Annotated in this window: 15 protein-coding genes, 1 tRNA gene and 1 pseudogene; 10 read left to right on the top strand and 7 right to left on the bottom strand. The window is 73.7% G+C overall.

Going from position 1 to position 18,009, the window contains the following annotated elements; genetic code table 11:
* Window positions 1–110, bottom strand: a pseudogene (locus tag KVS67_RS10375) (IS481 family transposase); the annotation flags it as partial.
* Between the two features lie 360 nt (window positions 111–470).
* A tRNA-Leu gene (locus KVS67_RS10370) sits at window positions 471–554 on the bottom strand.
* A gap of 250 nt (window positions 555–804) precedes the next feature.
* Between KVS67_RS10370 and KVS67_RS10365 the strand changes: the two genes are divergently transcribed.
* From KVS67_RS10365 to pknB, 7 genes are read left to right on the top strand one after another with little or no spacing between them, the layout of a single operon-like run.
* Window positions 805–1,722 (top strand): DUF3662 and FHA domain-containing protein, encoded by a 918-nt coding sequence (locus KVS67_RS10365; RefSeq protein WP_063190156.1) that lies wholly within the window; start codon window positions 805–807, stop codon window positions 1,720–1,722.
* A complete protein-coding gene (locus KVS67_RS10360; RefSeq protein ID WP_010079714.1) occupies window positions 1,719–2,279 on the top strand; it encodes an FHA domain-containing protein in 561 nt (186 codons plus the stop codon). Before KVS67_RS10365 ends, KVS67_RS10360 begins: the two co-directional genes overlap by 4 nt.
* 3 nt (window positions 2,280–2,282) lie before the next feature.
* On the top strand, window positions 2,283–3,998 hold the full coding sequence (locus tag KVS67_RS10355) for a PP2C family serine/threonine-protein phosphatase (RefSeq protein WP_012750687.1): 1,716 nt from the start codon (window positions 2,283–2,285) through the stop codon (window positions 3,996–3,998).
* Complete coding sequence (locus KVS67_RS10350) at window positions 3,995–5,419, top strand: FtsW/RodA/SpoVE family cell cycle protein (protein WP_012750686.1); 1,425 nt, start codon at window positions 3,995–3,997, stop codon at window positions 5,417–5,419. The genes KVS67_RS10355 and KVS67_RS10350 overlap by 4 nt, the downstream gene beginning before the upstream one ends.
* Window positions 5,416–6,861 (top strand): penicillin-binding protein 2, encoded by a 1,446-nt coding sequence (locus KVS67_RS10345; RefSeq protein ID WP_010079719.1) that lies wholly within the window; start codon window positions 5,416–5,418, stop codon window positions 6,859–6,861. Before KVS67_RS10350 ends, KVS67_RS10345 begins: the two co-directional genes overlap by 4 nt.
* Window positions 6,858–8,900: a protein kinase gene (locus KVS67_RS10340; protein WP_036337274.1), complete on the top strand. Its 2,043-nt coding sequence runs from the start codon at window positions 6,858–6,860 to the stop codon at window positions 8,898–8,900. The genes KVS67_RS10345 and KVS67_RS10340 overlap by 4 nt, the downstream gene beginning before the upstream one ends.
* A 32-nt stretch (window positions 8,901–8,932) precedes the next feature.
* The gene (pknB, locus tag KVS67_RS10335) at window positions 8,933–11,203 is read left to right on the top strand and encodes a Stk1 family PASTA domain-containing Ser/Thr kinase (protein ID WP_063190155.1); all 2,271 of its coding nucleotides are present in this window, start codon (window positions 8,933–8,935) and stop codon (window positions 11,201–11,203) included.
* Between the two features lie 45 nt (window positions 11,204–11,248).
* Here the strand turns inward: pknB and KVS67_RS10330 are convergent, their stop codons facing one another.
* The gene (locus tag KVS67_RS10330; RefSeq protein ID WP_063190154.1) at window positions 11,249–11,902 is read right to left on the bottom strand and encodes an aminodeoxychorismate/anthranilate synthase component II; all 654 of its coding nucleotides are present in this window, start codon (window positions 11,900–11,902) and stop codon (window positions 11,249–11,251) included.
* Between the two features lie 157 nt (window positions 11,903–12,059).
* On the opposite strand from KVS67_RS10330, the gene KVS67_RS10325 reads away from it, so the two are divergent.
* A complete protein-coding gene (locus KVS67_RS10325) occupies window positions 12,060–12,365 on the top strand; it encodes a cell division protein CrgA (protein WP_044659935.1) in 306 nt (101 codons plus the stop codon).
* 167 nt (window positions 12,366–12,532) lie between these two features.
* Here the strand turns inward: KVS67_RS10325 and KVS67_RS10320 are convergent, their stop codons facing one another.
* Window positions 12,533–13,477 carry a rhomboid family intramembrane serine protease gene (locus KVS67_RS10320; RefSeq protein WP_231866350.1) on the bottom strand — a complete coding sequence of 315 codons (945 nt, stop codon included), beginning with the start codon at window positions 13,475–13,477 and terminating at the stop codon, window positions 12,533–12,535.
* Window positions 13,478–13,488: 11 nt separating this feature from the next.
* Entirely contained in the window at window positions 13,489–14,019 is a 531-nt protein-coding gene (locus tag KVS67_RS10315) for a peptidylprolyl isomerase (protein ID WP_049161430.1), read from the bottom strand.
* Window positions 14,020–14,204: 185 nt separating this feature from the next.
* Here KVS67_RS10315 and KVS67_RS10310 point away from each other — a divergent pair, with 185 nt between their 5' ends.
* Window positions 14,205–15,440: a hypothetical protein gene (locus tag KVS67_RS10310; protein ID WP_063190153.1), complete on the top strand. Its 1,236-nt coding sequence runs from the start codon at window positions 14,205–14,207 to the stop codon at window positions 15,438–15,440.
* Window positions 15,441–15,592: 152 nt separating this feature from the next.
* Window positions 15,593–16,240 (top strand): MBL fold metallo-hydrolase, encoded by a 648-nt coding sequence (locus KVS67_RS10305; RefSeq protein WP_036337286.1) that lies wholly within the window; start codon window positions 15,593–15,595, stop codon window positions 16,238–16,240.
* 36 nt (window positions 16,241–16,276) lie between these two features.
* Here KVS67_RS10305 and KVS67_RS10300 read toward each other — a convergent pair whose 3' ends face one another.
* Both KVS67_RS10300 and KVS67_RS10295 read right to left on the bottom strand, forming a co-directional pair.
* Window positions 16,277–16,504 (bottom strand): amphi-Trp domain-containing protein, encoded by a 228-nt coding sequence (locus tag KVS67_RS10300; protein WP_049161426.1) that lies wholly within the window; start codon window positions 16,502–16,504, stop codon window positions 16,277–16,279.
* A gap of 77 nt (window positions 16,505–16,581) precedes the next feature.
* Window positions 16,582–17,370, bottom strand: a complete 789-nt coding sequence (locus KVS67_RS10295) for a queuosine precursor transporter (RefSeq protein WP_063190152.1) — start codon at window positions 17,368–17,370, stop codon at window positions 16,582–16,584.
* Window positions 17,371–18,009: the final 639 nt, after the last annotated feature.

The following is an 18,009-nucleotide window of genomic DNA, read 5'->3' as shown; positions in this document are numbered from 1 at the left end:
CTCACCCGGAACTCGGCTGCCACGTGTGCCTGCGGGATCCCGTCGTGCAGGTGGCGGTGGACCATCCTGAGACGGCCAGTGGGGGTCAGGGGTGCGTTAGCGTGAGTCATGAGTGGGTCTTTTCGGGCAGGTGGGTGGTGTAGGAACTTCCATCCTGCGGGAGAGGCCCACTCGTCTCATCTCAGCCCGTACCCCGTGGCAAGAACCTCATGACCCACAACACCTAGAACCGCCGCCACGGGACGACGTGGACACACCCAGACCCCCGCGGGAGCCTGCCCAAGCGCAGGCCCGCGGGGGTCTTTCCATGCCCAGACAAGGCCGGGGAGGCACCTGCCACGCCTGCGGCGTCGCCCGGGAGGCCAATCCTGGGCATGAAGAAGCCCCCGGGAGTCTCTCTCGAGGCTCCCGGGGGCTTCCGGGTTGGAACGTACAAACCGTTCCTTGGCCGTCTTACAAACGACCCTCGGTGCGCGAGGGGGGACTTGAACCCCCACGTCCTTGCGAACACTGGCACCTGAAGCCAGCGCGTCTACCAATTCCGCCACTCGCGCGAGCGGCTTCCTGTTCTCGGCTCCGGACATCCGGCGACCGTCACAGGCAGCGAGGAATACTCTAACCCCCGCTCGCCCGGGCGCGCAAATCGGCCCCGACGCCCGCCCCCGCGTCCCCGCCACCCCCGCGGCTCGCCCCCTCCGGCACCTCTCCCACCCGCGTTCCACCCGGCAGGATCCCGCTGTTCTCGGCGGTCTCCCAGCCCGGCCCGTAGTATCGGGACGGACAACTGTGGAAAGGGGCCCCGTCGTGGGACTTCTGGACAACCTCGAACGCGGCCTCGAGCGGGTCGTGCGCTCGGCCTTCTCGGCCGGCGGTCCGCGGGCGGTCAAGCCGGTGGAGATCGCCTCGGCCCTGCGACAGGCGATGGACGACGAGTCGATCGCGCTGTCCGAGGGCCACACGGTCGCGCCCAACAGCTACGTGGTCCACTTCTCCCCCGCCGACTTCGAGCGCGCCCGCTCGTGGGGGTCCACCCTCGCCAGCGAGCTGTGCGATGAGGTCATCCGCCACGCCGACTCCCAGGGCTATGCACTGCCCGGCACGGTCCGGGTCGCCTTCCACCCGGACGCGGACGTGCGCGGCGGGGACCTGCGCGTGGTCACCCGCCTGGACGACGGCTCGCTCACCGCCCCGGCCCCCCACGACGACGGCGCCTCGCCCGCCACCGCCCACGGCCCGGGAGCCACCGCCCCGGCGCCGGACCGACTGGTCGAGGACCCGCCGGCGGCCGCGCCCCGCGAGCCCTCCCCCGCCCCGCGCGTCGGGCCCCGTCCGGCGCCCCGCCGGGCCGCCGCCCCGGCCGCGCCCGCCGCCCCCTCCCACGCCGACCAGCCGACCGTCGTGATGGGCCGCCCCGTGACCGAGCCCGCCGGCCCGGCACTCGAGCTGGACGGCCGCATGCTCCCCCTGGACGGGGACGACCTGATCCTCGGCCGCTCGGCCGAGCGTGCCGACCTCGTGATCCCGGACTCCTCGGTGTCCCGCGAGCACCTGCGCCTGCTCACCGTCGGCTCCACGGTCACGCTCCTGGACCTGGGCAGCCGCAACGGCGTGCTCGTCAACGGCCGCCGCGTGGACGGCTCCGTCACCCTGCGCGACGGGGACGTGGTGACCGTCGGCCAGACCGAGCTGCTGTTCTTCGGCGGGACGGGGGGCCGCGCATGAGCGAGCTCGCCGTCGCCGTGCTCCGCATGGGCCTGCTGCTGGCCCTGTGGGTGCTGATCATCTCCATCGTCATGGCGCAGGGCCGCGACCTCGTGGTCGGCCGGCGGAACAAGACGCGCCTCCAGCAGGCCCAGCGCGACGCCGGCCTGGTCACCGCGGTGCCCGCGGCCGGGGCCGCCGGGGCGGGCTCGTCCGCGGTCGACCGCCCCGCGCCCGCGTCGACGCCGTCCCCCGCCGCGTCCGCGCCGACGACGCCGGCCCCGCGGCTGTCCCGGACTCTGCGGGTGGTCGAGGGCCCGAAGGCCGGGCAGACCATCGCCCTGGAGGGCCGTCCCCTGCTGATGGGCCGCGCCCAGGACGCCGACCTGGTGCTCGTGGACGACTACGCCTCCGGCCGCCACGCCCGGCTGTTCCCCCAGGGCACCCGCTGGTTCCTCGAGGACCTCGGCTCCACGAACGGCACCTACGTCAACGGCGCCCCCGTCACCCGCGCGGTGCCCGTGGGCCCCGGCACGGCCATCCGCATCGGCAAGACCGTCATGGAGCTCGAGGCCTGACCCATGACCCTCGTCCTCCGCTACGCCGCCCGCTCCGACGTCGGCCGCGTCCGTGCCAAGAACGACGACTCCGCCTACGTGGGCCGTCATCTGGTCGTGCTCGCGGACGGCATGGGCGGGCACGTGGGCGGCGACGTGGCAAGCGCGTCCACGGTGCTGGACCTGGCCCCGCTGGATGCGGTGGGCTACGAGGACCCGGCCACGGTGCTGCCGGACGAGATCCAGAACGCCAACCTGATCCTCAACGAGCTGGTGCACGCCAACCCCAAGCTCGCCGGCATGGGCACCACGTGCACCGCCGCCCTGCTCGCGGGGACCACGCTGCACATCGCGCACATCGGCGACTCCCGTGCCTACCGGCTCGCGAACGGCGAGTTCTCCCAGGTCACCACGGACCACACGTTCGTGCAGAAGCTCGTGGACGAGGGGCGTCTCGAGGCCGGGGAGGCCCCGTTCCATCCGAACAAGAACGTGCTCATGCGCGTGCTCGGCGACGTGGACGCCTCCCCCGAGCTGGACGTGTTCGAGGTGCCCGTCGCCCCCGGAGAGCGCTGGCTGTTCTGCTCGGACGGCCTCACGGACGTGGTCTCCCCCGAGAAGATCCACGAGGTGCTGCGGGACTCGGAGGCTCTCAACCAGGCCGTCGACACCCTCGTGGACCTGACCCTCAAGGGCGGCGCCCCGGACAACGTCACCGTGGTGGCGTTCGAGATCGCGGAGGGCACGGCGGAGGAGCTGGCCCCCGTCCCGGACGTCCACCTGTCCGAGCAGGCCCTCGCCGCGGCCCACCCGCCCGAGGTCGGCCCGGTCTCCGGCCTGCTGCTGCGCGAGGACCTGGACGCACGACCCCACCTGCTCGTCGGCGCGGCCTCCAACGCTGTGAGGACCGATCGCATCCCCGTGGTCACCCGCAGCTCCACGCGCCGCCGCGCCGCTGCCCTGCTCGGCGAGACGCCCGTGCCGGAGAACCGTCCCCGGCGCACCGCGGCCGTCCTCACGGACGGGCCGGATCCCGACGTCGCCGCGCGCCCGGACCCGTCCGCCCCGCCCGCCGCGCCGCGCGGCACCGCGGCCGCCGTCGGCTCCTCCTCCGCCGCCACACCGGCCGCCACCGCTGCCGACCAGCCGTCCGACGAGGCCGCCGAGGCGTCGGCCACGGCCCCCACCCCGGCCCCGGCGACCTCCGGGCCCGCCGGCGGCTCCGAGGCCAGGGCCGCGCGTCGGCGGCGTGGGAAGGACGACCGCCCGGTGCAGTACCGTCGCGGCTGGTTCATCCCCGTATTCACCACGCTGCTCGCCCTCACCCTCGCGGCCGTGGCCGTGTGGGGCTACCTGTGGACCCAGACGCAGTACTACGTGGGGGCCAACGACGGCCGGATCGCCGTGTTCAAGGGCGTCTCCCAGCGGCTGGGCCCGCTCGAGCTGTCCCACGTGGACCGCCAGACCGACCTCCCGGTGGACGCGCTGCCCGCGTACGCACGCGACCGCGTGAACGCCGGCATGGCCGCCCGGGACGTGGACCACGCGGAGCAGATCGTCGCCGAGCTGCGCGACTCGCTGCACCCGAACGCCCCCGCCCCCGCCGGTGAGCCCTCCGAGCGGGCCCGGCCGAGCGCGACGCCGTCGTCGTCCTCCGCCCGCCCCTCGGACGCGTCCGGCTCCGCCGCGCCGACGAGCCCGGCATCGTCCCCGAGCGCGACGGGAGGTGAGGCCCCGTGACCGAGGTGATCTCCCCCGCACGCCCGCGCCGGAACATCGAACTGGTCCTACTGCTGGCCGCCCTGGCCATCGCCCTGGGGGCGGACCTGCTGGGCATGATCGGCACGGACGCCCCGCTGGACTCCACCGCCTGGGTGCCGCTGGGCATCTTCGGCGCGGCCACCCTCGTGCTGCACGTGGTCCTGCGGCTGCGGGCCCCCTACGCGGACCCGTTCATGCTGCCGATCACCGCCCTGCTCAACGGGCTGGGCCTGGCCATGATCCACCGGCTGAGCCAGGACGCCGCGATGGCCAACCCCACCTCGCAGCTCGTGTGGTCCGTCCTGGCCGTCCTGGTGGCCTCCGCCCTGGTGTTCCTGGTGCGCGACCACCGGGTGCTGCGGCGCTGGCCGTACCTGTTCCTCGCCGCGTCCGGCGTGCTGCTGCTCCTGCCGCTCGTGCCCGGGCTGGGCCTGAGCATGTACGGGGCGCGGATCTGGATCGACGTCGGCTTCGGCACCTTCCAGCCCGGCGAGATCGCCAAGATCACGCTGGCCATCTTCTTCGCCGGCTACCTCTCCGCGAACCGCGACCTGATCCTGCTGGCCGGCCGCCGCGTGGGCCCGGTGACCTTCCCCCGAGCCCGGGACCTCGGCCCGTTGCTGGCCGGCTGGCTCCTGGCGCTCGGCGTGCTCGTGTTCCAGCGCGACCTGGGCTCGGCCCTGCTGTTCTTCGGCATGTTCATGGCGATGCTCTACATCGCCACGTCCCGCGCCTCCTGGATCCTCCTCGGCCTGGGCCTGATCGCCTTCGGCGCGGCGCTGGCGTTCCTGTTCATGCCGCACGTGACCGCCCGGTTCGAGATCTGGCTGAGGGCCTTCGACCCCGAGATCTACCATCGCGACTTCGGCGGCTCCTACCAGGTCGTCCAGGGCCTGTTCGCGATGGCCTCGGGCGGGCTGATGGGCACCGGCCTGGGCGCGGGCAACCCCACCCAGGTGCCGCTGTCCTTCTCGGACATGATCCTCACGGCCATCGGCGAGGAGCTCGGCTTCGTGGGCCTGGCCGCCGTGCTCGTCCTGTACTTCCTGCTCGTCACCCGCATGATGCGCGCCGCCCTCGGCGTGCGCGACGCGTTCGGCAAGGTGCTCGCCTCCGGCCTGGCCTTCACCATGGCGTGGCAGGTGTTCGTGGTGATGGGCGGTGTGACCCTCGTGCTGCCGCTCACCGGCCTCACGACGCCGTTCCTCGCCGCCGGCGGCTCGTCGCTGCTGGCCAACTGGATCATCGTGGGGCTCGTGCTGCGCATCTCGAACGCCGCCCGCCGTCCCGCGGTCGTGGACGGGATGGTCAACGCGTCCGGGCCCGGCGCCGGCCACCTCGACCCCGGCACGGCGCTCCCGGCGGCCGCTGTGCCCCCGGGAGGAGGTGAGGAGCGGTGAACGAGGCGATCCGACGCACGTGGACCGTCATGGCGGCCATGATCCTGGTGCTCGCGCTGGCTGCGTCCGTCATCCAGGTGCTGGCCGCGGACCAGCTCAAGACGCACGCCCTGAACTCGCGGCAGATGTTCCTGGAGTTCGGCGCCCCGCGCGGGCCGATCCTCGTGGACGGCGAGCCGATCGCCGAGTCCGTCCCCTCCGACGACGCGTACCACTACCAGCGCGTCTACCACGAGCCCGAGCTGTACGCCCCGCTCACGGGCTTCTATTCGCTCACCTACGGCACCGCCGGGCTGGAGGCGGCCATGAACGAGCAGCTCTCCGGCACCCCCACGTCCCAGTTCGTGGACCGCGCCATGGAGATCATCACGGGTGCCACGCCCGAGGGCGACCAGGTGGAGCTGACGATCGACCCCGAGCTGCAGCGTCTGGCGTACGACGCGCTCCCGGACGGCGTGCGCGCCTCCGCCGTGGTCACGGACCCGACGACGGGCGAGATCCTGGCCATGGTGTCGAAGCCGAGCTTCGACCCCAACGCGCTCTCCTCGCACAACCCGGCCGAGGCGCAGGCGGCGATGGCCGCGATCGATCAGATCCCCGGTGCCAGCGCGTACCGCAACCGCGCCTCGGAGCAGCTCGTGTCCCCCGGCTCCACGTTCAAGCTCATCGACGCGGTGGCCATGCTCGAGTCCGGTGACTACACCCCGGACGGGACGGTGGACATCCCCGCCGCGTGGACGCTGCCCGGCACGACCACGGAGCTGCCCAACTACGACGGCTCACCGTGCAACACCGTGGGGCGTCAGACCCTCACATGGGCGCTGGCACAGTCCTGCAACACCCCGTTCGCCATGGCCGCCGTCGAGCTGGGCCAGGACCGGATCCGGGAGGCCGCCGAGCGGTTCGGCTTCAACGACTCCTTCGAATACCCGCTGCCCGTGACCGCCTCCGTGTTCCCCTCCGACCTGGACGACGCCGCGCTGGCGCAGTCCTCGATCGGCCAGCGGGACGTGCAGGCCACCGCGCTGCAGATGGCCATGGTGGCCGCCGGCATCGCGAACGACGGCGTGGTCATGGAGCCGCAGCTGATCAAGGCGGTCCGCCGTTCGGACCTCACCACGGTGCAGGAGTTCAGCCCCCGTGAGCGCGGCCGGGCCACGACCCCCGAGGTGGCCGGGCAGGTCTCGGACATGATGGTCTCGGCGGTGGAGGACGGCATCCTGGGATCCGTGCAGTCGGACACGGTGCGGATCGCGGCGAAGTCGGGCACGGCCGAGGTCGGGGACACGGGCAACGTGCACTCCTGGATCACCGGCTTCGACGCGAGCGAGAACCCCCGGGCGGCCGTGACGATCGTGGTGGAGGACGAGCCGCCGGGGGTTGGACATCAGACAGTCGTCAGTGGCATGAAGGCAATCATGGAAGCGGTGGTCACGGAATGAGGCCGACATCGGGCATCACCCTCGGCGGCAGGTACCAGTTGACCGATCGCATCGCGATCGGCGGCATGGGCGAGGTGTGGAAGGCGCGGGACAAGGTCCTGGGCCGGATCACCGCCGTGAAGATCCTCAAGGAGGAGTACACGGGTGACCCCAACTTCCTGCGCCGCTTCCGGGCGGAGGCCCAGCACACCGCGCTGCTGAACCACCCCGGCGTCGCCAACGTCTACGACTACGGCGAGGAGAAGGGCTCCGCCTACCTCGTCATGGAGCTCGTGCCCGGCCAGCCGCTGTCCTCCATCCTCGAGAAGGAGAAGGTGCTCTCCCCCGAGCGGACCCTGGGGATCATCGCGCAGACGGCGGCCGCGCTCTCGGCGGCCCACGCCCAGGGGCTCGTGCATCGCGACGTCAAGCCCGGCAACCTCATGATCACGCCCACCGGCCGGGTGAAGGTGACGGACTTCGGCATCGCGCGCCTGGCGGACCAGGTCCCGCTCACGGCCACCGGCCAGGTGATGGGCACCGCCCAGTACCTCGCGCCCGAGCAGGCCACGGGGCAGCAGGCCACCGGCTCCTCCGACCTCTACTCGCTGGGCATCATCGGCTACGAGGCCCTCGCCGGGCATCGCCCGTTCACGGGCGAGTCCCAGATCGCGATCGCCCTCGCCCAGGTCAACGACACCCCGCCGCCCCTGCCGGACACCGTCCCGGCCCCGGTGCGCGCCCTGATCATGTGCATGCTCTCGAAGGACCCCAAGGAGCGGCCCTCGGACGCGACCGCGCTCTCGGAGGCCGCCGACGCGCTGCGTCGCAAGGACACCCGCGGCGCTGTGGAGGCCGTGCCCGGCCTGGCCGCCTTCCTCGAGGAGCAGGGCGTGGCCGACCCCTCGGGCGCCGAGACCGCCCCCCTGGACTACGACGGCATGCGCACCACCCATCCCCGCGCCGAGGGCACCCGGACGGACGGCTTCCCCGCCACCGCGGCGCTGCCGGTGACCGCGGCCCAGCCCCGCACCGACGACGCCGCCCGCGGCCCCGGCGCCGCCGGTGCGGCGGCCGGTGCGGCCGGCGCCGCCGCGAGCGCGAGCACGCGCGACCACGAGATCGCCGCCGTGCGCGACCAGCAGACCCGCCCGGGCGACGTCGTGGACCCGGGCCCGCCCGCCGGGGGCGGCTCCGCACCCGCCCGCCGGCGACGCGCCAACCGCTGGCCGCTGTGGGCGCTGCTCGGGCTCGTGGTGTTCGCCCTGCTGGGGGCCCTGCTGTGGCCGCTGCTCACGGGTGGCCGCGGCGTCGGCGGCTCGGCGCCGGCGACCTCGCAGGAGGAGTCGTCCGTGCACGTGGACCCGGAGGCGTACAAGGGTCGCCCCGTGAGCGAGGTGCGCACCGAGCTCGAGGGCCTCGGCCTGGCGGTGCGCGAGGAGGACCGCGACGCGCAGAGCCCGCAGGGCACCGTCGAGGAGATCAACCCCGTGGGGGCGCTGCGGCGCGGTGAGACCGTCACGCTGGCCGTCTCCACCGGGGAGGGCGTCATCCCGGAGGGCCTCGTGGGCCAGCCCGTGGAGAGCGCGATCCAGACGCTGCGCGACCGCGGCTTCACCGTGGACCGGGTGGACGACCCGTCCGCCGACGGCGCCGACGGCGAGGTGGTGCGCGTGGTGCCCGGCGAGGGCGAGCGACACCGCTACGACACGCACGTGCAGCTGATCGTGGCCACCGGCGGGTCCGACGCCGCGCCGACCCGCGAGGCGTCCCAGCCCGCCTCGGAGCCGGAGCCCAGCGCGTCGGAGGAGCCGAGCACCGGGCCGAGCCCGTCGGCCTCGGACGAGCCCAGCCCGTCCCCCACCGCCGAATCCCCGACGGCCACCGCCGGCCCGGAGCCCACGCGGGAGCCGTCCGAGGAGCCGACGACGCCCACGGGGGATCCGACGACGGAGTCCTCCGGGGAGTCCACGGCACCGACGGGCGAGCCCACCACCGACCCGTCCGCTGACGCGCGTGGTGCGGAGGCCTCGTCCGCCGACGCCACGCCCTCCGCTTGAGCGGCGGGCGGGACGGGCACGCGGACGTGTCTGTGGATGAGCAGAGAATCCTGAACGGGCGGTACCGGATCGGTGAGCTGATCGGGCGCGGCGGCATGGCGGACGTCTTCCGCGGCGAGGACCTGCGGCTGCACCGCCCGGTGGCGGTCAAGCTGATGCGCCGGGACCTGGCGCGCGATCCGCACTTCCAGGCACGCTTCCGCAAGGAGGCACGCTCGGCGGCCTCCCTGAACCACCCCTCGATCGTCTCCGTGTACGACACGGGCGAGGTCTCTCTCGAGGACGGCCTCCATCCGGTGGACTGCCCGTTCCTGGTGATGGAGCTCGTCTCCGGCCGGACGCTGCGGGAGATCCTGCACGCCGAGGGCGCCGTGGGCACGGACCGTGCCGTGGCCTGGACCCGGGGCGCGCTGGAAGCGCTCGAGCACGCGCACGAGGAGGGCATCGTCCACCGCGACGTGAAGCCCGCGAACGTCATGGTCACGGAGACGGGCGCCGTGAAGGTGATGGACTTCGGGATCGCCCATGCGCTGGCCGACACCTCCGCCACCACGTCGCAGACCCAGGCCGTGGTGGGCACGGCCCTCTACCTGGCCCCGGAGCAGGCGACGGGCCGCACCGTGGACGGCCGCGCCGACCTCTACGCGGCCGGCTGCCTGCTGTTCGAGCTGCTCACGGGCCGACCCCCCTTCACGGGTGACACGCCGCTGGCCGTGGCCTATCAACACGTGCGCGAGGAGCCGCCGGCGCCCTCCGACGTCGACCCCGACCTGCCGCCCGCGTTCGACCCCGTGGTGCTGCGCGCCCTGCGCAAGGATCCGGAGGACCGGTTCCCCACGGGCACCGCGTTCCTCGCGGCCCTCGAGGAGGCCGCGGCGGATCCGCACGCCGGCCCCGGCCGTCACACCCCGCCGCTCGATGCCTTCCCTCCCGCCCTCGTCGGCGCGGTGCTGGGCGCCGCGGCCGCGGAGCACGGGGCCGATGTGCCGACGGCCGCGGTCCCGCTGACCCGGCCGACGCCCTCCGTCCCGGCCGAGCCGGACGCCGCACAGCCCCAGGCGGCGAACCATGCCGTGGCGGGTGCGGGACTGCTCGGCGCCGCCTCCGCCGCGCAGCTTGCCGCCGCCGCCGCCATGGACGGCCCCCGCCCGGTGACGGTCGGCCAGCCGGTGATGCCCGGTGCGGTCGCGACGCCCCGGCCCGAACCGCAAGGGGACACGCCGGCGCCAGCGACGGCCACGCACCGTCGTGTCCGCCGGCGCCTCCGCCGGCGCACGCTCCTGGCGGCCGGCGCGGTCCTGGTGGCGCTGGCCCTGGTCCTGGCGCCGTGGCTCGCGGCGGCTCTGCCCACCACCGCGGAGGTGCCCGCGGTGGTGGGGCTGCAGCAGGACGAGGCGGTCGCGGCGCTCGAGGACGCAGGTCTGGTGGCCGTCGTCTCGTCCGCGTACATGGCCGACGCCCCGGACGGGACCGTCACCCAGAGCGACCCGCCGACGGGCACGGAGGTGCCCCGCGGGGCCGAGGTGCGGATCCGGGTGTCCCGCGGCGAGGAGGGCATCGCGCTGTCCGACTCCCTGCACGGGCTGTCCGAGGACGCGGCCCGCCGCGAGCTGGAACGCCTGGGCCTGCGCGTCTCCTCCGTGCAGTACCAGGACGACGGCCGACTCGAGCGCGGGCTGCTCGCCCGCACCGACCCCGCGATGGGCACGCACGTGCCGCCCGGCTCCTCCGTGGTGCTGCACCTGTCCAGCGGCATGGTCGCCGTGCCGGACGTGGTGGGGATGAGTGCTCCGGACGCGCGGCGTCAGCTGGCGCTGAGCGCCCCCGAGCTGCGCGTGCGGATCCAGGACGAGGACGGCGCGACCACCGACACCGGCACGGTCGTGGCCCAGGATCCGCCCGCCGGCGTCCGCGTGGACAACCGTTCCTCCCTGACCCTGACGGCTTCCTCGTGGATCGCGCCCACGGCCGAGCCCTCCGAGCCGGCGCCGCCGTCCAGTGAGGCGCCCGAACCCACGCCGTCGGCGTCCGCGCCACCGAGCCCCCCGCCGACGGAGAGCCCCGAGCCCTCCGAGAGCGCGGAGCCGTCGCCCTCGCCGTCCGCCTCGAACACGCCCAGCCCCGAGCCGACGGCGACCGCGCCGCCGTCGCCGAGCCCGTCGTCGACGTCGGCGGCCCAGTCGACCTCGCCGGGGCCGACCGAGCAGTCGCCGAGCACCTCGCCCACCGGGACGCCGGTGGACCCGCTGCCGACGCTGACGCCGGACCCCGAGCCCTCGATCGATCCGCCGCCGTCCACCTGAGCGGCCGGGGCGCCGTCGGACCCGCGAACCGGGCCCCGGGACCGGTCAGTCCTGGCGGACGAGGGGCGAGAGCCGACCGCCGCGCTCGGCGGCCCCGGAGAGCCCCACGGACTCGAGCCAGTTGCCGAGCATCCGGTAGCCGCCCTCGGTGAGCACGGACTCGGGGTGGAACTGCACGCCCCACAGGGGCGCGGTGCGGTGGGCCAGTCCCATCACGACGCCGTCCTCGGTCTCGGCGGTGATCTCCAGGACCGCCTCGTCCACGGTGGTCCGCACGGCGGCCAGCGAGTGGTAGCGGGTGGCGGTGAACGGCGAGGGGACGCCCTCGAACATGGGGTGCTCGCCGTGGCGGACCAGGGACGTCTTGCCGTGCATGAGGGACTCCGCGTGCGTCACGGTGGCGCCGAACGCCTCCGCGATGGCCTGGTGCCCCAGGCACACCCCGAAGAGCGGACGGCCGCCGTCGGCGGCGGAGCGGATGAGGTCGAGGGAGACACCGGCGTCGGCGGGCGCGCCCGGCCCGGGCGAGATGAGCACCGCCGTGTGCTCGGCCGCGAGCTCGAGGGCGCGGGCGGGGGTGACCTCGTCGTTGCGGATCACGGTGGTGCGGGCCCCGAGCTGCTCGAGGTAGCCCACCAGGGTGTAGACGAAGCTGTCGTAGTTGTCGACGACGAGGACGGAGACCTCGGGGCTCTGCACGGGGGCGCTCTTTCCTCCCCGCCGCGTGGGAGCGGGGTGCATAGACTGGCCGGGCACGTCGCTGACCCCGGTCCTGGGCAGGTCAGCAGGATACCGCCCCCGCCCCGGTCTCCGCCGGTGGGGGCGCCCACCACACACCCACCCGAGGAGAAGACCCGTGGCAGCACCCGCCGGCAAGCGCAAGGACTCGGCCCGTCGGAAGCGCGAGGAGCTCGAGGCCGCGCGCCGCAGCCGCTCCGCCGTGCGGACGGACCTCGGGGACGTGGACCCGGGTCCGAAGCCTCTCTCCCCCGGGTACAAGGCCGTGATGTTCGGCCTGCTGATCCTCGGCCTGCTCTGGATCATCGTCTACTACCTGACCCAGGGCCTCTTCCCGATCGTGCAGATCGGCGGCTGGAACATCCTCGTGGGCTTCGGCATCGCGCTCGTCGGGTTCCTCATGATGTCCCGCTGGAGCGAATGACACGCGTGTAGTTCTCCACAGCGGTGGACAACCCTGTGGATGACGAATCCGCACGATCCCGCCCGAAGACGAGTTGTCCCCGGAGTTGTCCACAGGTGTGGACACCCCTGTGGGAAGAAGTGCACACCCGGCTGTGGAGAACTCCGGGGACGGTCGGGGACGACGGTCTAACCGAGCAGGCCGGCCACCGTGACCCGTGCGGCGCCGAGCACCGTGAGCGCCGCCAGCGCCGCCGCCACGACCACGAGGCCGGCCGCCTGGGCGCCCACGGACGGCACACGCGCCCGCCCGGGGCGCAGCCCGCCGGCCAGGGAGAACACGACGGCGACGACCGCGCCCGTCAGCAGCCCGCCCACGTGCACCTGCCAGGCCACCCCGGGCAGCAGGAACGAGAACACGAGGTTCAGGCCGATCAGCATGGCGATCGAGCGCACCTGCCCGCCCCGCACCCGGGTGAGCAGGAACAGGGCCGCGAACATGCCGTACACGGCGCCGGACGCCCCGACGACGGGCTGCAGCGGATCCGAGACCCACAGCGCGAACACCGCACCGCCCACGGCGGAGAGCACGTAGAGAGCGAGGAACCGCCACCAGCCCAGCGCGGGCTCGAGCACGCGCCCGATCACCCACAGCGCGAGCATGTTCAGCAGCAGGTGCGTGGGACCGGAGACGTCGTGCACGAGCGCGTAGGAGGCCATCCGCCACGGCTCCATGCCGTACGGGGACGTGTAGAGCCCGGCGTACCAGAGCGCCTCGGTCACGCCGGACGCCTGATCCCGGGTCATCCACTGCGCCGCGTAGACCACCACCGTGACCGCCAGCAGGATCCAGGTGACGGGCGAGGCGGCGAAGCCCGTCCGCCGTCGGGCCGGGACCGTCGCGGCGGCGCCGGCGGCGGGAGCCGCCGTCGGACCGGGACCGGCCACGACGCCGGACGCACAGTCCACGCAGACCGGTCCGGCCGCGGAGCCGGGACGCTGGCAGTCGAGGCACGCGGGGCGCCGGCAGACGGCGCAGCGCACATACGCCGCACGGCCCGGGTGCCGCGGGCACACCGGGGGTGTGCCGTCCGCGGAGTCCGGGCCGTGCGGGTCGGAGGGGGTGGTGCTCACCGAGGGGCTGCTCAGGCCTCGTCGATGTCGATGGACTCGATGACGACGTCCTCGAGCGGGCGGTCACGGGGATCGGTGGCGACGGCGTTGAGCTCGTCCACGACCTTCTGGGAGGCCTCGTCCTTCACCTCGCCGAAGATGGTGTGCTTGCCGTTGAGCCAGCCGGTGGGCACGGAGGTGATGAAGAACTGCGAGCCGTTGGTGCCGGGGCCCGCGTTGGCCATGGCCAGCAGGTAGGGGCGGTCGAACTGCAGCTCGGGGTGGATCTCGTCGCCGAACTGGTAGCCGGGGCCGCCGATGCCCATGCCGAGCGGGTCGCCGCCCTGGATCATGAAGTCCTTGATGATGCGGTGGAACACGGTGCCGGAGTACAGCGGGGCGCCGTTGTTCTTCTCACCGGTCTGCGGGTGGGTCCACTCCTGCTCGCCGGTGGCGAGGCCCACGAAGTTCTTCACGGTCTTCGGGGCGTGGTTGCCGAACAGCTCGACGACGATGTCGCCGTGGTTCGTGTGGATGGTCGCGGTGTGCGTGTTGTTCGCCATGCGCCCCATTGTTCCATCCGCGGCGGCGGGCCGTCCGGATCCCGCCGTCCGGGGGCGGGTCTTCCGCGATCGGCGTACGCACTCCCGGCGTGCCGGGACCCGTGCCACGGCGGGGGTCGGCCACTAGGCTGGGCCTCGAGGACCACCGCGTTCAACGACCATCCAGAACCCACGGGAGGCATCACATGGCTCGCACGACCCTGCACGACGAGATCCAGCACGACGGCGGCGCGAACGCGTTCGTCGCACGCCAGGCGGAGAACCTGCGCCACTGGGCCGCCCCGAAGGTGGAGTCCACCCGCGCCTGGGGCGAGGTGGCCGCGGCCTACGGGCTGATCGGCGGCTCCGCCGCGGCCGAGGAAGGCCGCCGCAAGGCCCAGGACGCCAAGAAGGAGTACGGCCCCGTGGTCGAGCGCGGGGCGCGGAAGGCCGGCGAGGCCGTCGCGCACCAGTACGGGCTGCTGGCCCCCGCCGTCGCCAAGGGCGTGGACACCGTCCAGGACTTCCTCGAGCACCTGCAGGCCCAGGCGCAGGACGCCGGCCACGAGGTGCAGCAGCAGTTCGCCGCGGCGCGCAAGGACGCTGAGAAGGCCGCGAAGAAGGGCCGCCGTCGTGGGGGCCGCAAGGCCAAGCAGCTGCGCCGGGACGGCCGCCAGGCCGCCCAGGGCCTGCGCAAGGACGCGAAGAAGGCCGCCAAGGGCGCCCGCAAGGACGGGCAGCGGTCCGCCGCCCTGTTCAGCGACCGTGCCGGTCAGGCCAAGGACGCCGCCGCGGCGGGCGGCGTGACCCTCGCCGGTCTCCTCGCCGCGGGCCTGTCCGCGCTGCAGGAGCAGGGCGGGAAGGTGGCCCCGCAGGTGCAGGCCCGCCTGGCCGACGCCGGCGACTACGCCCAGCGCCGCAAGGAGGAGGTCCTCCCCGTGGCGGCCGCCCGCCTGGCCGACGGCGCCGCGCACGCCCGCAAGACCGCCCACGACGTCGAGGTCCCGGACGCCCTGGAGCAGGCGCTGATCAAGCTCACCGGGGACAAGGCGATCGTGAATCGCCTGCGCAAGGGTGCCGAGCAGTACGCCGGCGCGGCCGAGAAGGACCTGAACCGTGCCGCCGGTCGCCGGGCCTCCCGCTCGGGCGGTCGCGCCTGGATCGTCGCGGGCATGGCGGCGGCCGCCGCCGGCGCCGGCTACGCCCTGTGGCGCCTGACCAAGCCGGTGCAGGATCCGTGGACCGCCCCCGTGCCGGGCCCGATCACCGCGAACATCCCGGTGGTGGAGGCGAACAACCCCTACGCCCAGCAGCAGAAGGTCGTGGCCGAGGCCGGCTCGGCCGCGGCGGGCGAGGGCGTGCGCGTGGACACCGCCGCCCCGGACCCGGTGGCCGCCGCCAACGCCAAGGTGCTGGGCGTCCAGCCCGGGCAGCAGCGCTGACCCACTCCCCCGCGCCCTGAGCGCGCAGCGGACAGCGCCCGGCCCGCGCATCCTCGGCAGAACCGAGGGTGCGCGGGCCTTGTCCGCCGCCGGGAGCGCGCGGGAGGCTGGGACTGCCCGGGATCCCGACGCCGGGCGGAGGAGTGATCCGCATGAGCACGACCCTGACCCTCTTCGGCCACTCGGCCGTCCGCCTCGAGAAGGCCGGCCGGCGCCTCGCGTTCGACCCCGGCGCGTTCAGCGATGCGGCGGTCCTGGACGGCGCGGACGCCGTCCTCGTGACGCACGGCCACCCGGACCACGTGGTCCCCGAGCAGCTGGCCAGGGCTGTGGCCGGCACGGAGGCGCACGTGTGGGCGCCACGGGACCTCACGGGGCCGCTGGGGGAGGCGGGGCTCGACGCCGGGCGAGTGCACACGGCCGTCCCCGGGGAGACGTTCGAGGCCGCCGGCTTCCGGGTGGAGGTGCTCGGCGGGGAGCACGCGGTGATCCACGCCGAGGTCCCGCGCCCGGTCAACGTGTCCTACCTCGTGGACGGGGCCGTGCTGCACCCCGGCGACTCGTTCACGGTGCCGGACGCCGACGTCGAGGTGCTCCTGCTGCCCGCCGCGGCACCGTGGCTGCGCATCGCGGACGTGGTGGACCAGATGCGGGCCATCGCGGCGACGCACACCCGCCCCATCCACGACGGCATCCTCAGCGAGGACGGCAAGGGCGTGGTGGACGGGGTGCTCTCGGGGCTCGCCGAGGGCGTGACCGACTACCGTCGTCTGGCCCCCGGGGAGCCCTGGACGTTCTGAGGCACGGGGAGGCGACGGCGGCCGGCCCGGGGCCGGTCACCAGCTGAGGGTGATCTCCAGCTCGGCGTCGCCGCCGTCCTCGACCTCGAGCTCCACCTCGAGTCCCACGCGGTCCGGGACGGTGACGACGACATCGCGGCCGCCGTGCTCGATCCGCACCTCGTTCTGCCGGGAGAGCTGGTCGGCGAGGTCGCGCAGGCGTGCGGCGGCCTGCTCGCGGCTGAGGGTCTGCTGCTGCTCGTGCTCGAAGAGGTCCTTGCCCATGGCACCGACGGTAGTCGGTGGGCGGGGTGCGCGCGACGGACGGGCCCCGGCGCGGCCGACGCCGGGGCCCGTGCGGGTCAGCGGGACGTGGCCGGGGCGAGGGCGGGATCGTCGTCGCGGTGGATCTCGAAGCCGGGTGCCCGGTAGGTGGGCTCCCGGCGCTTGAGGGCGCGGATGACGAGCAGGGTCACCGGCACGATGAGGATCTCCACGAGCGTCTTGTACGCGAAGCCGGTCACCGTGTAGTTCGCCAGTTCCAGCAGCGAGATGGTGCCGGCGTAGGCGATGGTGCAGAAGATCAGGGTGTCGAAGAACTGGCCGACCACGGTGGAGAGGATGAGCCGGAACGCCACGTGCCGTTCCTTCATGCGCTCCTTGAGGCGGACCACGATGGACGCGTTGAGCAGGGAGCCCACGAGGAACGCGACGAAGCCGGCCACGGTGATCCGCAGCATGGGCGCGAGGGCCTGGTCCCACACCTCGAAGCCCTCGACGGGCGTGGTCCAGGAGACCACCGTGTAGGTGAGGGCGGCGAGCACGAGCATCGCGAAGCCGAGGACGATGGCCCGGCGGGCCCGGCGCCAGCCGTACACCTCGGCGAGGATGTCGCCGACGATGTACGCGAACGGGAACAGGAAGGCGCCGCCGTCGAAGATGAGGGGGCCGCCGTCGTAGAAGAGGTCCGAGATGACCGGGACGGTGGGGCCGTAGAAGAGCTTGGCCGCGGTGACGCCGGAGAGGATGAGGAGGGCGATGAAGACGCCCACGAAGATGTCGTAGTAGCTCGCGGGCACCCGGGCGTAGGCCGGAGTGCCCTGCCCAGAGGCGGGTCGGTCGGGGGACGGGGTGTCGATGGTGGTGTTCACCGGACCATCCAACACCACGCGCGACGACGGCGGCGGTCGCGGTGGCGCGGGTCCGGCGGCGGGGGTTCGGGGCAGGCCATCCCCGTCCCTCCGTGGGCAGAAACGCCCTCTCTTCTGCCCACGGGGCCCGAAGTCCTGCGGTTTGTGCCCCAGGAGCCCCCGGGTCGCCGGTTTCTGCCCACGGTGCCGGCGCCGGCGGCCACCCTGGGCAGACGAAAGGGCCCGGGATTCTCACGACTCCCGGGCCCTTCTTCGGTGGAAGCAATGGGGCGCTGCGGGAACAGGCGACCACGGGTTGAGAGGCTAGTTTCCGCGTGGGATCAAGGGAGTCGCGACGACTCCGATGCCGTGGGTCAGACTGACGACGCACTGATCGGCGCGTCAGCGGAACCAAAGAAACGACCTCGAACACGGCTCACGGACGAGGAAGTGGACGCTATGCGAACAGCCCGAGCCCAGGGCGTGAGCGTGAACGGTCTGGCACGTCAGTTCGGAGTTCATCGGGGCACGGTATGGGCAAAGACGCGATGACGCCCGAAGACAAGGCCGGAGCCGAACCAACCTCTCTCAGCCTCTTTCGCTGCGCGTGCGCTACAAGGTGGAGTTCCTAGCGACGCTCATAGATCGAGGCCCCGCCCC

Source organism: Micrococcus sp. GbtcB5, from assembly GCF_019091605.1.
Taxonomy (GTDB): domain Bacteria; phylum Actinomycetota; class Actinomycetes; order Actinomycetales; family Micrococcaceae; genus Micrococcus; species Micrococcus luteus.
Note: the sequence above shows the minus strand (reverse complement) of the source record. Positions and strands in the feature narration are given on the sequence as shown.